The 17046-nt window shown below is 64.2% G+C and carries 15 protein-coding genes and 1 tRNA gene; 6 read left to right on the top strand and 10 right to left on the bottom strand.

The window, feature by feature from the left end:
- The first annotated feature begins 163 nt into the window (after positions 1 to 163).
- Positions 164 to 892, top strand: a complete 729-nt coding sequence (locus tag AU175_RS16470) for a FadR/GntR family transcriptional regulator (RefSeq protein WP_066294325.1) — start codon at positions 164 to 166, stop codon at positions 890 to 892.
- A 63-nt stretch (positions 893 to 955) separates the two neighbouring features.
- Here the strand turns inward: AU175_RS16470 and AU175_RS16475 are convergent, their stop codons facing one another.
- From AU175_RS16475 to AU175_RS16485, 3 genes are read right to left on the bottom strand one after another with little or no spacing between them, the layout of a single operon-like run.
- Entirely contained in the window at positions 956 to 2065 is a 1110-nt protein-coding gene (locus tag AU175_RS16475; RefSeq protein ID WP_082979259.1) for an L-idonate 5-dehydrogenase, read from the bottom strand.
- The gene (locus AU175_RS16480) at positions 2065 to 2835 is read right to left on the bottom strand and encodes an SDR family oxidoreductase (RefSeq protein WP_066292098.1); all 771 of its coding nucleotides are present in this window, start codon (positions 2833 to 2835) and stop codon (positions 2065 to 2067) included. Before AU175_RS16480 ends, AU175_RS16475 begins: the two co-directional genes overlap by 1 nt.
- A gap of 2 nt (positions 2836 to 2837) precedes the next feature.
- Positions 2838 to 3761, bottom strand: a complete 924-nt coding sequence (locus AU175_RS16485) for an NAD(P)-dependent oxidoreductase (protein ID WP_082979260.1) — start codon at positions 3759 to 3761, stop codon at positions 2838 to 2840.
- Between the two features lie 70 nt (positions 3762 to 3831).
- Between AU175_RS16485 and AU175_RS16490 the strand changes: the two genes are divergently transcribed.
- Positions 3832 to 4896 (top strand): D-2-hydroxyacid dehydrogenase, encoded by a 1065-nt coding sequence (locus AU175_RS16490; RefSeq protein ID WP_066292103.1) that lies wholly within the window; start codon positions 3832 to 3834, stop codon positions 4894 to 4896.
- A 356-nt stretch (positions 4897 to 5252) separates the two neighbouring features.
- Here AU175_RS16490 and AU175_RS16495 read toward each other — a convergent pair whose 3' ends face one another.
- The 7 genes from AU175_RS16495 to AU175_RS16525 form a co-directional block, all read right to left on the bottom strand.
- Complete coding sequence (locus AU175_RS16495) at positions 5253 to 6602, bottom strand: MFS transporter (protein WP_066292105.1); 1350 nt, start codon at positions 6600 to 6602, stop codon at positions 5253 to 5255.
- A gap of 162 nt (positions 6603 to 6764) precedes the next feature.
- Positions 6765 to 7562: an IclR family transcriptional regulator gene (locus tag AU175_RS16500; protein ID WP_066292108.1), complete on the bottom strand. Its 798-nt coding sequence runs from the start codon at positions 7560 to 7562 to the stop codon at positions 6765 to 6767.
- Between the two features lie 300 nt (positions 7563 to 7862).
- A complete protein-coding gene (locus AU175_RS16505) occupies positions 7863 to 8153 on the bottom strand; it encodes a hypothetical protein (protein WP_066292110.1) in 291 nt (96 codons plus the stop codon).
- 121 nt (positions 8154 to 8274) lie between these two features.
- Positions 8275 to 8350: transfer RNA gene (locus AU175_RS16510), tRNA-Val, on the bottom strand.
- An 89-nt stretch (positions 8351 to 8439) separates the two neighbouring features.
- The gene (locus tag AU175_RS16515) at positions 8440 to 9360 is read right to left on the bottom strand and encodes an NAD-dependent protein deacetylase (protein WP_066292117.1); all 921 of its coding nucleotides are present in this window, start codon (positions 9358 to 9360) and stop codon (positions 8440 to 8442) included.
- 6 nt (positions 9361 to 9366) lie between these two features.
- A complete protein-coding gene (locus AU175_RS16520) occupies positions 9367 to 9885 on the bottom strand; it encodes a peroxiredoxin (RefSeq protein WP_442855333.1) in 519 nt (172 codons plus the stop codon).
- A complete protein-coding gene (locus AU175_RS16525) occupies positions 9882 to 10301 on the bottom strand; it encodes a DUF3052 domain-containing protein (RefSeq protein ID WP_066292120.1) in 420 nt (139 codons plus the stop codon). The genes AU175_RS16520 and AU175_RS16525 overlap by 4 nt, the downstream gene beginning before the upstream one ends.
- Positions 10302 to 10698: 397 nt before the next feature.
- On the opposite strand from AU175_RS16525, the gene aceE reads away from it, so the two are divergent.
- From aceE to AU175_RS16545, 4 genes are all read left to right on the top strand, one after another.
- The gene (aceE, locus tag AU175_RS16530) at positions 10699 to 13467 is read left to right on the top strand and encodes a pyruvate dehydrogenase (acetyl-transferring), homodimeric type (protein ID WP_197497161.1); all 2769 of its coding nucleotides are present in this window, start codon (positions 10699 to 10701) and stop codon (positions 13465 to 13467) included.
- A 235-nt stretch (positions 13468 to 13702) separates the two neighbouring features.
- A complete protein-coding gene (locus tag AU175_RS16535) occupies positions 13703 to 14947 on the top strand; it encodes a PucR family transcriptional regulator (RefSeq protein ID WP_066292122.1) in 1245 nt (414 codons plus the stop codon).
- 88 nt (positions 14948 to 15035) lie between these two features.
- Positions 15036 to 15965, top strand: a complete 930-nt coding sequence (locus AU175_RS16540; RefSeq protein ID WP_197497162.1) for an ACP S-malonyltransferase — start codon at positions 15036 to 15038, stop codon at positions 15963 to 15965.
- Positions 15962 to 17023, top strand: a complete 1062-nt coding sequence (locus AU175_RS16545) for a beta-ketoacyl-ACP synthase III (protein WP_066292128.1) — start codon at positions 15962 to 15964, stop codon at positions 17021 to 17023. The genes AU175_RS16540 and AU175_RS16545 overlap by 4 nt, the downstream gene beginning before the upstream one ends.
- Positions 17024 to 17046 lie beyond the last annotated feature (23 nt).

Genomic DNA, 17046 nt, shown 5'->3' on the forward strand with positions numbered 1-17046 from the left:
GGGATCCGAATAAAGCATATATATTCCGACGGCTTCGGGAAAGTGGCGCCCACTTTGTGGAATGCCGCGTGCTTCTGCCGGTGTCGGACGCCGTTCCCCAGGGGGGGCCGTGGCAATCCTTGCTGGCAGCACCAGGGCCAAGAATCGCATTAGGCTTATCTTCATGTCGACCAGCCTGCACCACCGTGCCATTGAGAATCTTGGCACCCGTATTGTGGCCGGCGATCTTCCCGCTGGCCACATCATGCTGGCAGAGCAGCTGGAGGACGAGCTCAAGGTCTCCCGTTCGGTGATCCGCGAGGCAGTGCGCGTGCTGCAGTCCCTGGGACTTGTTGAAACCACCAAGCGCGTGGGTATCCGCGTCCTTCCGTCCAGCAGCTGGAATCCTTTCGACTCCCAGGTGATCCGCTGGCGGCTGTCCAGCAACGGCAGGGGCGCACAGCTGCGGTCACTTGCCGAGCTGCGTTCCGCCGTCGAGCCGGCGGCTGCAGAGCTGGCCGCCCTCAATGCGCCGGCCCGCCTTCGCCGGGAACTGGTGGACATTGCCCATGACCTGCGCGACGCCGGCCACGCCGGGGACGTCCCGCGGTTCCTGGAACTGGACATCGCCTTCCATTCTGTTCTCCTCTCCGGGTCCGGAAACGAAATGTTTGCAAACCTCATGGGCCAGGTGGCCGAAACGCTGACGGGCCGGACCGTACACGGTCTGATGCCGGACCACCCCCATGAGGCGGCACTGCAGTGGCATGTTGATCTCGCCGAAGCGGTGGCCGCCGGGGACGCCCCCGCAGCCAGGGCGGCGTCGGAGAGGATCATGCGCCGCACCATGTCGCGGATGTCCAAAACCTGGACGGACCAGCCGAGGGTTTTCATCCCCGTCCGCCGGGACTGAGCGCGAACGTACACTTGAGGCCCTGCGGGCAGGGCCTCAAGTGTACGTTCGCGCTGGACTTTTCTAGTTGGGGCCGAAGCTGAGGAGTACTTTTCCTGATTCTGCCGAGTTCCGCGCGACGTCGAAGGCTTCGAGGGCCTGGGCCAGCGGAAAGTCGTGGGTGATGACGGGGTCGATCTGGAGCGAGCCGTCGGCCAGCGCCGTGATGACGTCGTCGATCTCGTCGTTGAAGCGGAAGGAGCCTTTGAGGTCGAGTTCGCGGGTGATGGCCAGCGAGATCAGGACCGGCTGGGGCCCCGATGGCAGGAGCCCGACCATGACCACCGTCCCGCCGCGGGCCGCGCCCTGGATCGCGGAGGCCAGCCCGTGATGGTTGCCGGAGGATTCAATCACGACGTCGGCCTGCACCGCCGCGATCGCGCCCGCATCACCGGCGGTGATCACCTCGTCCGCCCCGACCGCTTGGGCGATCTCCAGCGGTTTGGTGTGCATGTCCACGGCGGTGATCCGGGCCGCGCCGGCCCGTTTCAGGACCGCGACCACCAGCGCGCCGATGGGCCCGGACCCGATCACCAGTGCCGTCTTGCCCTGAACGTCCCCGGCCCGGGCCACCGCGTGCCAGGCCACCGAGGCAGGCTCGATCAGTGCCGCGGTCCGCAGATCCAGGCCCGCGGGCAGGACCCGCAGCATCCGGGTGGGCAGGTTCACGTACCGGGCGAACGCCCCGTCGGTATGCGGGAAGCGGGCAGCGCTGCCCAGATAGGTGCAGCCCGGCGAGAGGTTGGGCCGGTCCGCCGGGTACCGGACGTCCCCGGCGCCAGGGCCGGGCGTCGCCGGATGCACAGCCACCGGCGTTTCCGCGGCGGGACCTGTGCCGTCCGCCGCGGCACGGACCACGACGCCCACGATTTCGTGTCCGAGCACCAGCGGCGCCTTCAGGACGGACTCCCCCGCCGCACCATGGAGCCAGTAGTGCAGGTCCGAGCCGCAAATGCCGCCATAGGCTACCTCAACCACAGCCTGGTCCGGGGCTGGTGGAGTCAAAGGGAAGTCCTCGATGCGCAGGTCACCGGCAGCGTGCGCCACCACCGCCAGGCCCGAAACCGGCAGGACCGCCCCGGGGACGGCTGACTCTGGGACTTCCGACCCGGGCAGGACAGTATTCTCCGTCATCAGACCACCACCGTCATTCCGCCGTCGATAAAGATCGTCTGGCCGTTCACGAAGTCCGAGCCGCTGGAAGCCAGCCACACCGCCGGGCCGGCCAGGTCCTGCACCGTGCCCCAACGGTTCGCCGGGGTCCGGCCCAGGATCCAGGAATTGAACTGCTCATCATCCACCAGGTTCTGCGTCATCTCCGTATGGATGTACCCCGGCGCGATCCCATTAATCTGCAGTCCCGATCCCGCCCACTCCGCCGTCATGGCCCGCGTCAGGTTCCGCAGCCCGCCCTTCGCCGCGACATACGGCGCGATCGTCGGGCGGGCCAGATCCGTCTGCACCGAACAGATGTTGACGATCTTGCCGTGCCCCCGCGGAATCATATGCCGCGCCGCCTCGCGGCCCACCAAAAACGCGCTCGTCAGGTCCGTCGTGATCACCCGGTCCCAGTCGGCGACGTCAAGGTCCAGCATGGGCACCCTGTGCTGGATCCCGGCGTTGTTCACCAGAATCTCCAACGGACCAACATGCGCCTCCACCCACGACACACCCCGCGCCGCCTCGGCGTCGGACGTAACATCAAACGCGATGCTGTGCACCCGGCCCGGCGCGAACTCCGCAGCCATCACCGCCTCAGCCGCCTTAAGCCGCCCCGGGTTGACACCGTTCAACACCACCGTCGCACCCGCGTCGGCCAAAGCCCGCGCCAGCGCATTGCCAATCCCCCGGCTCGAACCCGTCACCAGCGCAACCCGCCCGGTCAAATCAAAAAGTGAACTCACGCTCAGACTGTCCCTTCCATTACGCTGCCCCATTGTGCATCGCTGACTTGTGAAATTGTTTGGCGGACCACTGCAATATCGCGGTCGCCAAGGCCCTGGCGTTTGAGTTCCGCATAGAGCTCCGCGGCAGCAGTCGCCATTGGCACCGCCACACCAGCCCTTCCGGCTGAGTCGAGGACAAAGGAAAGGTCCTTGTGCATGAACTTCGCCGGTCCGGTGGGCGAATAGTCCTTACGGACAAGCCGCGGTCCCACAACCTCCAGGATGCGGCTACCCGCGAGGCCGCCGGCAAGGACCTCGAAGAGTGCTCCGGCATCCATCCCGGAGCGTTCGGCGAGTTCCGCTGCTTCGGCGAGTGCCGCCGTCGTGGTTCCGACGATGAGCTGGTTGCAGGCCTTGGCGAGCGACCCGGCTCCCAGTGCTCCCATGTGACGCACGGTGGTTCCCATGGCCCAGAAGAGTGGCTCAAGCCTGCGGAAGTCAGCGTCGGTGCCGCCGGCCATGATCGCCAGGGTGCCGTCCTCCGCTCCCACCGTTCCGCCACTGACCGGAGCGTCCATCACGGAGGCGCGCCCGTGGCTTGCCCGCTCCACCTCACGGCCAAACTCCTGGACGCCCGAGGGCGAAACGCTGCTCATGACCACCACGACGGTTCCATCCTGCGGGGGCAGAGTATGCCAGCTTTCCAGGAGCCCGGCCGCAACCTCTTTGATAAATGGCAGGTCCGGCAGCATAAAGACGATCACCGGCAGGTCGCGCATATCGGCGACGTCCTCCGTCCGTCGGCCGCCGAGCTTTTCCAGGTCCGCAAGGGCACCGGACGAGCGGTTCCAAAGCACGACATCCCAGCCGCTTCGCAGGAGACCCGCGGCCATGGGCTTGCCCATGAGTCCCAGGCCTACAAAGCCTGCAATTTTGTCTTCCACGCTTGGCGCCGCCTCACATCGTTGTGGTTAATGAAAAGAATTCTGTTCAATATCCTAGCCGCTATTCAGTATGATGAACACTATGATGCCTGAAACAATCGTCGCCATCGCCGTCCCGCTCGAAGCTGAGCTCGTGGACAGCATCCGCGCCGTAGACCCTTCTGTCACCGTCCTCTACGAACCCAACCTGCTGCCGCCGGAGCGTTTCCCGGCAGACCACTCGGGCGATCCCGATTTCCGCCGGACGCCTGAGCAGGAAGCGCGCTATTGGTCCACGCTCAACCGGGCGCAGGTTCTCTTCGGCCTACCCAATGAAAGCCCTGCGGGCCTTGCCCGCATTGCGCGTGAAAATCCCCGGCTCCAGTGGGTCCACGCCATGGCTGCCGGAGCAGGCGGGGCCGTCAAAGCCTCCGGCCTGGACCAGCAAACCCTGCAGAAGTTCAAGGTGACCACATCGGCCGGCGTCCACGCCCTGCCTCTGGCTGAATTCGCGGCGCTGGGAATCCTCAACGGTTTCAAGCGCAGCGCCGAACTTGCGCAGGACCAGGCAGCCAAGGTGTGGCCCGAGCTGCGGACCCCCACCCGGCTGGTCAGCGGATCCACCCTTGTGATTACGGGGCTGGGAGAGATCGGCCTCGAAACCGCCCGGATCGCCCGTGCCCTGGGCATGAAGGTCAGCGGCACGAAACGTACCGTGGAGCCGATCGAAGGAATCGAACGGGTGGCGGACAACGACGGACTGGCCGGACTGCTGGCCTCCGCGGACGCCGTGGTGAACACCCTGCCCGGGACTGCGTTCACGGAACGGCTGTTTAACCGGGAGGTTTTTTCGGCAATGAAGCCGGGAACGGTGTTCGTCAACGTGGGGCGCGGCACCGTGGTGGACGAGGAAGCCCTGCTGGAAGCACTGGACAACGGCCAGGTGTCCTACGCCTGCCTGGACGTCTTCGCCGTGGAACCCCTCCCCCCGGAGAGCCCGCTGTGGAACCACCCCAGGGTCATGGTGTCGCCGCACACCTCGGCGCTCAGCGCGGCGGAAAACCGCCTGATCGCCGACCGTTTCTGCAGCAACCTCCGCACCTTCCTCGACGGCGGCGACCTTCCCCACCTCGTTGATACGGTCCACTTCTACTAAAACCCGTTTTCCCTTACCGCCAGCCTCTAACAACGAGCCCCGGCAGGACTTCCTGGAGACAGGACCCCGGCCGGGGCTCTTTGTGTGCCCGCAAACTCTCATGGTCACCTACACCGCGTGATCATGAATCCCGCGCTTGGACGCATGCCACAGTGCCCCTACGGGGTAGGACCATCCGGCGTTGCTGGCGAGTTCGGAAAGACAGAGGCGCGGTGACGTTCCGGGAGTTGTCCGCTTCTCTGTTGGGGCCGACACATCGCCCTGAACTCGTCAGTGCGCCAGCTGCCAGAAACCTGGGCACGCAAGCAGGCGGTCTCCCGTCTCCGGGAGGCCGCCTGCTCTGGCTGCGTGGCCGCCTAGCGTGCATCCTCCACGACAACCAGGTCGCGGCCGTTGGTCTCAGGCGTGAAGAACGTGGTGGCGAAGGAAATCGACGCCAGGATCAGCGAGTACAGCGCAGGAACGAGCCACGAGTGGTTGGTGGCTGCGAGCAGTGCGACGCCGATCATCGGGGCGAAGCCGCCGGCGAGGACGGCAGAGAGCTCGCGGCTCAGGGCCACGCCAGTGAACCGGTGCTGGGAACCGAAAAGTTCCGGCAACAGCGCGCACTGCGGGCCGAGCATGGACTGCACGCCCAGGGCGATGCCCACCACCATGACTGTCCAGACCAGCGTGACATTGCCCAACGTCACGAGATAGAACGCCGGCAGTGCGATGACGGCCTGGAAGAGGGCGCCGTAGCGGTAGACGGGAACCCGGCCGAACCGGTCGGACAGGGCGCCGAAGGTGACCACCATGATGGCTGCGGCTCCGGCGGCAATCAGGAGGCCTGTCGGGCCAATAAACTTGTCGCCCGGAAAAATGCCGGCCGGCAGGCTGATAAACGACACCAGCAGCGCCGAGTAGATCGAGGAATTTCCATTTTCACCCATTCGCAGGCCAATGCCGATAAGCACGTTCTTTTTGGAGTGCTTCCAGATCTGGCCGACGGGGTTCTTGACCACGGCCTTGTGCTTTTCGAGCTCCTGGAAGACCGGAGTCTCCTTGAGGCGGAGCCTGATGAAGACGGCGATGACGATAAGGATGACGCTGGCCAGGAAGGGCACCCGCCACAGCCAGCCCTGCAGGACCTCCTTATCCGCCATTGCCATCAGCGCGAAGGTCCCGGCTCCGAGCAAGGTGCCCAGTTGGATGCCGACAAAGGGCAGCGCTGCAAAGAAACCACGACGGCGGCGCGGGGCAACCTCGGAGATCAGCGTTGTGGCGCCTGCCTGTTCGGCACCGGCACCCAGGCCCTGGAGGATGCGCAAGGCCACCAGCATGACGGCGCCGATCATTCCTGCCTGCTCGAAGGTGGGCAGGAGGCCGATGGCGAAACTGGCCATACCCATCAGGCCGATGGTAAGGATGAGCACCATCTTCCGGCCGAAGCGGTCTCCGATGTAGCCGAACACCACACCGCCAAACGGCCGGGCGGCAAAACCCACGCCGTAGGTGGCAAAGGAAGCGATGACCGCACCGCTTTCGCCCAGCGGCGAAAAGAAGAGAGGTCCAAAAATAAGGGCTGACGCCAGCCCATAAATGTAGAAATCGTAGTACTCAAGTGCAGAGCCTACAGAGCTGGCAAGAGTTGCCCTTCGCAGCTGCTCCGGATCGACGGCGGCGCCGTCCACGTCAGTCTGCGGCGATGTAGTACGAGTTGTCACATGAACTCCCTTAAGCACACACCAAGCCCCCGTTGGCCTGGTGGGTTAGCGACGACACCTGCTGTGCGGATCACTATGTTGAACACAGTACAGCAAGTTGAACGCGGTGCAATAGATCATGCGGACGGTTAACTTCGGTCATGGCCTTTCCGGAGGCCTGCATCAGCCCATGGGATTGCCCAGGGAATGCGCCAGCTCCTGCAGCTCCTTAACCATTCGCGATCCTTGCTCGTCCGAGTACGTTGCTTTCAGGGCCGTGACGGAGAGGCCAAGGCTGGGGCCGTGGGCACCGCGTGTAGGCACTGCCACGGCCAGGCAGACCACTCCCGTGGTGGATTCCTCATCTTCGAAGGCGTAACCCTTTTCACGGATTGTCTTTATTTGCGCCTTGAGCTGGGCTCCCGTACTCAGCGACTTCGGAGTCATCACCGGAAGCCTGAGATCATCCGGGAACATGGCTTCGATGTCATGGTCGTGAAGACGTGCGATCAGCACTTTGCCTACCGCGCATAGCGAAACCGGCATCTTGTCGCCGATGTTGGACGTGAGCCGGACAGCAGGATGGCCCTCATAACGGGCCAGGTAGATGACGTTTGATCCGTCAAGCATGGCAATGCGGACCGTTTCCCCGGAAAGCGTGGGCGCCTGTTCGCAGTATCGGTAGAACTCCTGCACTTCATCCAGCCGACTGAGGTAGGCAGCGCCAAGTTCCACGAGCTTGCGGCCCAAGGTGAAGTCCGTTCCCTGGCGGCTGATGAGCCGCGCTTCTTCGAGGGCCAGGAGCAGGTTGGATGTTGATGACTTAGGGATGCCCAGCTCACGGGCAAGATCGCTCAATGTCAGCCTCCCCGAGGGGGAAGCGGCAAGGGCCTCCATCACGGCGGCCGCCCTGGTGACCGCCGGCGCCGGTGAGGCGCTCCCCAGGCCGTCAGAGGAGCGGGAGGTACGGGGATCGGCCATGATTATCCTTATAGTCGGGCGGCACTGCCGCTCTGCAGTCGCACGTTCATTCCACTGAACAGTAACCATCATAATGGCTGCGTAGGGGATCTACTCTTGGGCTGGGTCGAAATCGAATGCAACATTTCGAGTGCCACGCATGTGGAGTTTTTGTTTCCTGAAGTTCACGGTATATTCATCTCAGACCCTCCACCGCGGCATCCCCCAATAGTCGCGGTGGAGGGTTTTCCAATGCCCGGTTTCAGGCGTTCCCTGGCTCCCGGGGGGTGGGCGCTGTCACGTTCGCGCCGGGCCCGGCGGTCATGCCACGTCCGCCACGGATTCCCTGAGACGCCACCCTCCACCGAGGCCGTCCCGTTCCAGCAACATGGTTGTCAGCGCGGAGGCCGTATTGTTGCCCAGCCGTACCTGTATCTGCAGGACCTCCACGTCCATCCGGCTGAGACCCCTGGGCATCCGGCGTCGGGCTTCCCACCAGTTCACGCGCTCAAACCACCGAACCGGCTCAGCTCCCACCGTCCACTCACGGCCGCGGACAACCACTGCCGAAGCCTGCCCATTCAACCCGGTTTTCAGCACCACATGCTCCATGGGGAAAGACTAGGCAACAGCACCGACATTAGGGCCAGCCGCCGGCACGTCAACAGAGGGCTGCCACAAACGAAAAACCCCGTTCCTCCCGGCATAACACCTGGACGAACGGGGTTTCAATTGGTGGGTCCTACCGGGATCGAACCGATGACATCCACGGTGTAAACGTGGCGCTCTACCAGCTGAGCTAAAGACCCAAAGTGCCGATTGACGCGTCTCCACACTTCAACCAACGAACATAGACTCTACCTGAACTGCAGGAGCAAAAGCCAATCGGCAGGGCCTGTCACAGGCCCGGCAGCTCGACCGAGAGCCAGGCCAGGGCTTCACTGACGCCGGCATCCAGCTTAATGGTGGCCCGGTCATCGCCTCGGGTATCCCCACGATTGATAATGACCACGGGCTTCCCCTCCTTGGCGGCATGACGGACGAATCTCAACCCGCTCATCACAGTGAGGGAAGACCCCGCAACCAACAGGGCACCGGCCTCGTCCACCATGGAGTAGGACCGTTCAACCCGTTCTTTGGGCACGTTCTCGCCGAAGTACACAAAATCCGGCTTCAGTGTCCCGCCGCAGGCCGGGCAGACAGCGACAACAAAGCCGCCAATCAGCGCCTGGTCCTCAACCGTCGAGTCCGCGTCCGGAGCCATCTCCACCAGGCCGGTGGCGCTGGCGGCTTCGAGGAAACCTGGGTTGAGCTCCTCCAGCATTCCGGCAAGCAGGCGCCGCGAATATGTGCGGCGGCACTCCAGACAGACAACCTGGTCGAAACGGCCATGAAGGTCCACTACGTTGAAGCTGCCCGCTTCCTGGTGCAGGCGGTCCACATTCTGGGTGATGAGGCCGGTGAGCAGGCCACGGCGCTCCAGCTCCGCAGCCGCGCGGTGCCCCTCGTTGGGATGGGCCTGCCGAAGGTGGGACCAGCCAATATGGTTCCGGGCCCAGTACCGTTGGCGGTTGGCCGGGTCCCCCACAAACTCCTGGTAGGTCATGGGTGACCTCGGCGCTGAATCCGGGCCGCGGTAGTCGGGAATCCCCGAATCAGTGCTCAGCCCGGCTCCGGTAAGGAGGGCAATGGGCTTGCCGGCGAGAAGGTCACGGATCCGGTCAAGGACGTCGAGCTCAGCTGCAGCCAGAGCGGCGGGGCCGGCAACCGGCATGCTGGCAAAGCCTGTGAGCCCCACACCGTGCCTGCGCCGCTCCATCAGGCGTCAGGCCTTGCCCAGACCCGCCAGGGCATCACGGTAGGCGGCAAGGTCGCGTGCCTGGCCGCGGGGATTCACCACCACGTAGCGGACAATGCCTGCCGCATCGATGATGAAGGTCCCGCGCCGCGCCATTCCGCTTCCCGCATCAAAGACCCCATATTGTCCGGCCACGGACCCGTGAGGCCAGAAGTCGGCCAGCAAGTCGAAGCTGTAGCCTTCCTGCTCGGCATAGGCCCGCAGGCTGAACTTGCTGTCTACGGAGATGGCCAGGACAGTGGCGTTGGCGTCGTCGAAGGCAACCAGATTGTCGCGGATCTCGCACAGTTCCCCCGTGCAAATGCCGGAGAATGCGAAAGGATAGAAGACCAGGACAACGTTCTGTCCGCGGAAGGACGACAGCCGGACCGGCTCGCCATACTGGTTCGCGAGCTCAAAGTCCGGGGCGGACTCGCCGACGGCGGGAACCTGCGTTTCGACGCCCGCCTCGACTGTCAGTCCGCCAAGGGAAAGCCCCGACGTCACTTATTCTTCCTGCTCACCAACCGGGTTGCGCTCCAGTCCTTGGATACACCGGCGGATGTGGTCAGGTGCAGCCCCGCAGTGGGGGCGGCTTCCTGAACGTCGGCGGGAGAGACGTAACCCGGCCGCCCGGACTTCGGAGTCAGTACCCAGACAACACCGTTCTCGCTCAGGGTAGTCAGCGAATCCATAAGCGTATCGACCAGGTCCCCGTCACCGTCCCGCCACCAGAAGATGACAGCGTCAACGACGTCGTGGTCGTCCTCATCCAGAAGTTCGGACCCGGTCAGGTCCTCTATATCGTCACGCAAGTCGAAATCGACGTCGTCGTCGTAACCGAACTCCTGAATCAGATCCCCGTTTTTGAAACCCAATTTTTCCGCCACATTTACCGAAGTGGCGGCGTCGGCCTCGCTCACGTGTTCCTCCAATGCCTAATACATGCAGTGCGCATAGTGATTTCCATTACTCCAAGCCAACACCCTTTGTGCCTGCGCTTCAAGCTGCCGGTGCCGCGATCCGCCATATTCTGCGTCACATCCGGCACGGCAACCCGCGTCGCAGCGGCTTTTCGTCACACAACCAGTATGACCGCGAAATACAAGACCGGTGCCGAAGGCGCGGCTACGCATCGCGCTGAAGTCACAGCTAGAGTGATCGGTGACAACTATGCCTGCGGGGCGACCGCCCTGGAACTCTATGCAGACATAGGCGTGATAGGACCCTGCCCGGCGCACATGACCGGGCTGTTGTAACCGATACGTCGCACACGTCGCATCACGCCGGACAGCCACCCTGCCCGGCCTGGGAGCGCCGATGAATGCGCGCAAAGAGAGGTTGGACGTGGCTGCAGGAGAAGATACCTCCCATATCCTCAGCGGGTTGACTAACCAGCTGCCTGATCGTGATCCGGAAGAGACCGCCGAGTGGGTTGAGTCCCTGGATTCGCTGATCAGGGAACAGGGCACGGAGCGTGCCCAATACATCATGCGGAGCCTGTTGCAGCGTGCCGGTGCGCAGAGCGTCGGGGTGCCGATGGTGACCACCACTGATTACGTGAACACGATTCCGGTGGACCAGGAAGCCGAGTTCCCGGGTAACGAGGAGTTCGAGCGCCGGTACCGGGCGTACATGCGCTGGAACGCCGCGGTGATGGTGCACCGGTCCCAGCGGCCCAACATCGGCGTGGGCGGGCACATCTCCACCTACGCCGGCGCCGCGACCTTGTACGAGGTGGGCTTCAACCACTTCTTCCGCGGCAAGGACCACCCCGGCGGCGGTGACCAGGTCTTCTTCCAGGGCCACGCGTCCCCGGGCATGTACGCCCGTGCGTTCATGGAAGGCCGGCTGACCGAGGAGGACCTGGACGGGTTCCGGCAGGAAAAGTCCCGCGCCGGCCATGCCCTGTCCTCTTACCCGCACCCAAGGCTGATGCCCGGGTTCTGGGAATTCCCCACCGTGTCCATGGGCATCGGGCCGATGAACGCGATCTACCAGGCCCAGTCCAACCGGTATCTGCACAACCGGGGCCTGAAAGACACCTCGGACCAGCAGGTCTGGGCGTTCCTGGGCGACGGCGAAATGGACGAGCCCGAGTCCCGCGGCCTGCTCCAGCTCGCCGCGAACGAGAACCTGGACAACCTGAACTTCGTGATCAACTGCAACCTCCAGCGCCTGGACGGGCCGGTGCGCGGCAACGGAAAGATCATGCAGGAACTCGAAGCGTTCTTCCGCGGCGCGGGCTGGAACGTGATCAAGGTCGTCTGGGGCCGGGAATGGGATGAGCTGCTCACCAAGGACACCGACGGGTCGCTGGTGAAGATCATGAACGAAACCCCCGACGGGGACTACCAGACCTACAAGGCCGAATCCGGCGGGTTCGTCCGCGAACACTTCTTCGGCAAGGACCCGGCCACCAAAGACCTCGTCGCGGACCTCACCGATGACCAGATCTGGAACCTCAAACGCGGCGGCCACGACTACCGCAAGGTCTACGCCGCGTACAAGGCAGCCACCGAATTCAAGGGCAAACCCACCGTCATCCTCGCCAAAACCGTCAAGGGCTACGGACTCGGACCCCACTTCGAAGGCCGCAACGCCACCCACCAGATGAAAAAACTCACCCTCGACGACCTCAAGAAGTTCAGGGATCATCTGCGCATTCCGGTCACAGACGAGCAGCTGGAGAAGGACCCGTACCAGCCGCCGTACTTCCACCCGGGCATTGAAGCGCCGGAAATCAAGTACATGATGGAACGGCGCGCCGCCCTCGGCGGGTCTGTTCCGGAGCGCCGCGCAAAGCACGCTGACATCGCGCTGCCGGACGCCAAGACCTACGAGGTGGCCAAGCGCGGCTCCGGAAAGCAGCAGGCGGCCACCACCATGGCGTTTGTGCGCCTGCTCAAGGACCTGATGCGGGACAAGAACTTCGGCAAGCACATCGCCCCGATCATTCCGGATGAGGCGCGAACGTTCGGCATGGACGCGTTCTTCCCCACTGCGAAGATCTACAACCCCAAGGGCCAGAACTACCTGTCCGTGGACCGGGACCTGGTCCTGGCCTACAAGGAATCCGCGCAGGGCCAGCTGATCCACCCCGGCATCAACGAAGCCGGCGCCGTCGCAGCCTTCACCGCCGCCGGCACCGCCTACGCCACCCACGGCGTGCCCCTGATCCCGGTCTACGTGTTCTACTCCATGTTCGGCTTCCAGCGCACCGGCGACGCCTTCTGGGCAGCAGCGGACCAAATGACCCGCGGCTTCATCATCGGCGCCACCGCAGGACGGACCACCCTCACCGGCGAAGGACTCCAGCACGCCGACGGCCACTCCCCCATCCTCGCCGCCACCAACCCGGCAGTGGTCACCTACGACCCCGCCTACGGCTACGAAATGGGCCACATCATCCGCGACGGAATCGAACGGATGTACGGGCCGGACTCAGCCGACCGGAACCTGATGTACTACCTGACGGTGTACAACGAACCGATCACCCAGCCCGCCGAACCCGAGGAGCTTGACGTCGAGGGCGTGCTGAAGGGCATTTACCTGCTTGCTCCGGCAAAGATCGACGGTCCCCGGACCCAGCTCCTTGCCTCCGGAGTTTCGGTGCCGTGGGCGCTGGAAGCCCAGCGGCTCCTGGCCGAGGACTGGGGCGTCTCCGCGGATGTCTGGTCCGTCACGTCCTGGAACGAGCTCCGCCGCGACGGCATGGCCGCCGAGGAAGAGGCGTTCCTGAACCCGGGCCAGCCCGCCCGCGTTCCGTTTGTCACCCAGCAGCTCGCCGGTGCCACGGGACCGATCGTGGCCGTCTCGGACTACATGAAGGCCGTCCCGGACCAGATCCGGCAGTTCCTGCCGAACGAGTTCGCCTCGCTCGGCGCGGACGGCTTCGGCTTCTCCGACACCCGCGCAGCAGCACGCCGGTTCTTCAAGAACGACATCCACTCCATCGTGGTCCGTTCGCTGGAGATGCTTGCGCGCCGCGGCGAAGTGGACGCCCAGTCGCCGATGAAGGCCATTGAGAAGTACCGCCTGCACAACGTTAATGCCGGTTCCACCGGCAACGCGGGCGGCGACTCCTGATCCACCCTCCTGAGTTTTTGTCCAGATAATGCCCCGCAGGGGGCAACGAAGGCACCCTATCTGGACAAAAACTTTCAGCGGGAGAACGACGACGGCGGTCCCCACCGAAAGGTGAGGGCCGCCGTCGTCGTTCCTGCGCCAGAGGGAGCTATGGACGGGACTGTGACGCAGAACCACCGCCGTTGTAGCCTTTGCACAAATGGAGCTTGCGGGGCGCGCACCGTATGCTCAAAGGATGCCAGAGCCAACTTCCCCGCCCGTGAAGCGCAAGCCGTCCTCGCGCAGCATGACTCCGGAGAAATCCGAAACCCTGAAAAAGCTCCGGGCAAGCGTGGGCCAATTGTCCACCACAACCCTTCGGCAGCTTGAAAAATCACTGCCCTGGTACAGCCGGCTCAGCTCTGATGAACGGTCCGCCTTGGGCATGGTGGCGCAAAACGGCATCGCTGCCTTCGTCACCTGGTACGAGCGGCCCAGCTCGCCGTCATGGATCCTGTCCGATGTTTTTGGCACTGCCCCGACGGAACTCACACGCTCCATCAGCCTCCAGAAGGCGCTGCAGCTGATCCGGATCGTGGTTGAAGTGGTGGAAGACCAGGTTCCAGTCATCGCACCCGAGGCTGACCAACCATCGCTCCGTGAGGCCGTGCTGCGGTATTCGCGCGAGGTGGCCTTCGCTGCCGCTGATGTCTACGCGAGGGCCGCTGAGTCCCGTGGCTCCTGGGATACGAGGCTGGAAGCGCTGATCGTTGACGCCATCCTGCGCGGCGAGAACACGGACGCGCTGCGTTCACGAATTGCCGCCCTGGGCTGGAAAGCGCAGGAGCGATTCACGGTGATGGTCGGCAATTCGCCATCAGAACCCAGCGCCAGCTATGTCAGCGAGTTGCGGCGCCTGGCAGGGCGCTATGCCGAAGATGCCCTGGTAGGGATCCAGGGTGACCGGCTGATCCTTATCCTCGGCGGCGTGCAGGACCGTGAAACGGCGTATTTGAAACTCAGCGAAATGTTTGCCCCAGGGCCGGTGGTCTACGGCCCCGAGGCGAGTTCTTTGCTGGAAGCCAGCGGGTCCGCGCAATCGGCCTTTGCCGGCCTGACCGCAGCCAGGGCATGGCCGTCGGCCCCGCGGCCCGTAGCCGCCGACGACCTGCTCCCCGAGCGTGTCATCTCCGGTGACGACGCGGCGCGCCGCTCACTCGTCAAGAACATCTACCGACCCCTCGTGGCCGCGTCCAATGGGCTGGTTGAGACACTTGGCACCTACCTGGAGCTGGGCCACTCGCTGGAGGCGACAGCCCGGGAACTGTTTGTTCATGCGAACACCGTCAGGTACCGGCTGAAGCGGGTCTGCGACGTCACGGGCTGGGATCCGCTCCTCCCGCGGGAGGCGTTTGTGCTCCAGGCTGCGCTGGTGGTAGGTCGCCTCGCGGCTCCTCCGAAAGCACCGGTGGAACGTCATGCGGCGCGGAATCAGCCCTAAGGCGTTGTAGACTTCCTACAACCTGACCCCGTGAGCTTGGTGCAGAGAAACACCGCTGGATCACACAGTAATTTGGAAAGCTGGATACGTGCTTGCAATAGTCTGCCCTGGACAGGGCTCACAGACCCCGGGTTTTCTGGCCCCCTGGCTGGAACTGCCTTCGGTAGCAGGCCAGCTGGCCTCCCTGAGTGAAATCGCAGGCATCGACCTGACGGCCCACGGGACCACCTCTGACGAGGAGACCATCAAGGACACCGCCGTTGCGCAGCCGCTTATTGTGGCGGCCGGCCTGGTGGCGGCGAAGTCCCTCTTCGACGTCGAACTCAGTACCCTCCCGGTGATTCTCGCCGGCCATTCGGTAGGCGAAATCACGGCCTCTGCCCTGGCCGGAGTCCTCACCGAGCAGGAAGCCATGACTTTTGTCCGGGAGCGGGCCAACAGCATGGCCGCGGCAGCCGCAGTGACCCCCACAGGCATGAGCGCTGTGGTGGGCGGCGACCCCGCGGAGGTCCTGGCGGCGATCGAAGCAGCCGGCGCCACTCCGGCCAACGTCAACGGTGCAGGCCAGACGGTGGCAGCGGGAACCTTTGACCAGCTCAAGGCGCTGGCCGAGAACCCGCCCGCCAAGGCGCGCGTTATTCCTCTCAAGGTCGCAGGGGCGTTCCACACCTCCCACATGGCGCCGGCAGTCAGTGCCCTGGAGGCGCTCAAGCCCACTCTGAGTCCCCAGGATCCGCAGGTGCCGCTGCTCTCCAACTTTGACGGCAAGGACGTATTGGGCGGAACTGCTGGCGTCGACAGCCTGATCGCCCAGGTTTCCCGTCCTGTCCGCTGGGACCTTTGCATGGATACGATGGTGCAGCAGGGCGTCACCGGAGTCATCGAACTGGCTCCGGCTGGCACACTTGCAGGCCTCGCCAAGCGCGGCATGCCGGGAGTCAGGACGGTTGCCGTCAAGACGCCGGAGGACCTCTCCGCCGCACTGGCACTCTTCGCAGAACTGGAGGGCAACGCATGAGCGTTCCCACGCTGAAACAGGCCCCAGTGCAGGAGAACACCCGCATCCTGGGAATCGGCGCATACCGTCCAGACATCATTGTTACCAACGACGACGTCTGCCAGTGGATTGATTCCTCGGACGAATGGATCCGGCAACGCACCGGCATTGTGACCCGCCACCGCGCGCCGGCTGACGTCAGCGTCATCGATATGGCTGAAGGGGCGGCGCAGGAGGCTCTCAAGCAGGCTGGCATCGAGCCCTCACAGCTCGGCGCCGTCATCGTCTCCACCGTGACCCACCCCTACGCCACGCCCTCGGCGGCTGCCAGCCTGGCTGACCGGCTGGGCGCAACGCCGGCCCCTGCCTTTGACATCTCCGCTGCCTGCGCCGGTTACTGCTACGGCATTGCCCAGGGTGATGCCCTGGTCCGGTCGGGCGCGGCCAAGTACGTCCTGGTTGTCGGTGCGGAAAAGCTCTCAGACGTTATCGACAACCATGAGCGGACCATCTCGTTCCTGCTCGGCGACGGTGCCGGCGCCGTAGTGATCGGCCCCTCCGACACACCCGGCATTGGCCCATCCGTATGGGGCTCAGACGGCAGCAAGTGGGATGCCATTGGCATGACACGGTCCATGCTCGACGTCCGGGCCCTGAGCCAGGCGGCGCGCCAGTCGGACGAGTCCGGTGATTTCGCCCTGCTGGAAGAAGCCCAGGACTTGTGGCCGACGCTGCGCCAGGATGGGCAGACCGTGTTCCGCTGGGCCGTGTGGGAAATGGCAAAGGTGGCCCAGCAGGCCCTCGAGGCCGCCGGCGTGCAGGCCGAGGACCTTGTGGCGTTCATACCGCACCAGGCGAACATGCGGATCATCGACGAAATGGTGAAGAAGCTCAAGCTTCCCGAATCAGTCACCGTGGCCCGTGACATCGCCGACGCCGGCAACACCTCGGCCGCTTCCATCCCCCTGGCCACGCACCGGCTGCTCCAGGAAAATCCAGGGCTCAGCGGCGGTCTTGCGCTGCAGATCGGGTTCGGAGCCGGGCTCGTCTTCGGCGCCCAGGTGGTCGTCCTTCCTTAGTAACGCCCCACACAGACAGCATC

It is taken from the genome of Arthrobacter sp. B6 (assembly GCF_001663775.1).
GTDB lineage: Bacteria > Actinomycetota > Actinomycetes > Actinomycetales > Micrococcaceae > Arthrobacter.

What these genes read in the sequence shown, in the direction of transcription:
- AU175_RS16490 (WP_066292103.1), top strand. Translation starts at nt 3,832, where the DNA reads ATGATGAACACTATGATGCCTGAAACAATCGTCGCCATCGCCGTCCCG.
- aceE (WP_197497161.1), top strand. Translation starts at nt 10,699, where the DNA reads ATGAATGCGCGCAAAGAGAGGTTGGACGTGGCTGCAGGAGAAGATACC.
- AU175_RS16470 (WP_066294325.1), top strand. Translation starts at nt 164, where the DNA reads ATGTCGACCAGCCTGCACCACCGTGCCATTGAGAATCTTGGCACCCGT.
- AU175_RS16505 (WP_066292110.1), bottom strand. Translation starts at nt 8,153, where the DNA reads ATGGAGCATGTGGTGCTGAAAACCGGGTTGAATGGGCAGGCTTCGGCA.
- AU175_RS16535 (WP_066292122.1), top strand. Translation starts at nt 13,703, where the DNA reads ATGCCAGAGCCAACTTCCCCGCCCGTGAAGCGCAAGCCGTCCTCGCGC.
- AU175_RS16515 (WP_066292117.1), bottom strand. Translation starts at nt 9,360, where the DNA reads ATGGAGCGGCGCAGGCACGGTGTGGGGCTCACAGGCTTTGCCAGCATG.
- AU175_RS16475 (WP_082979259.1), bottom strand. Translation starts at nt 2,065, where the DNA reads ATGACGGAGAATACTGTCCTGCCCGGGTCGGAAGTCCCAGAGTCAGCC.
- AU175_RS16500 (WP_066292108.1), bottom strand. Translation starts at nt 7,562, where the DNA reads ATGGCCGATCCCCGTACCTCCCGCTCCTCTGACGGCCTGGGGAGCGCC.
- AU175_RS16545 (WP_066292128.1), top strand. Translation starts at nt 15,962, where the DNA reads ATGAGCGTTCCCACGCTGAAACAGGCCCCAGTGCAGGAGAACACCCGC.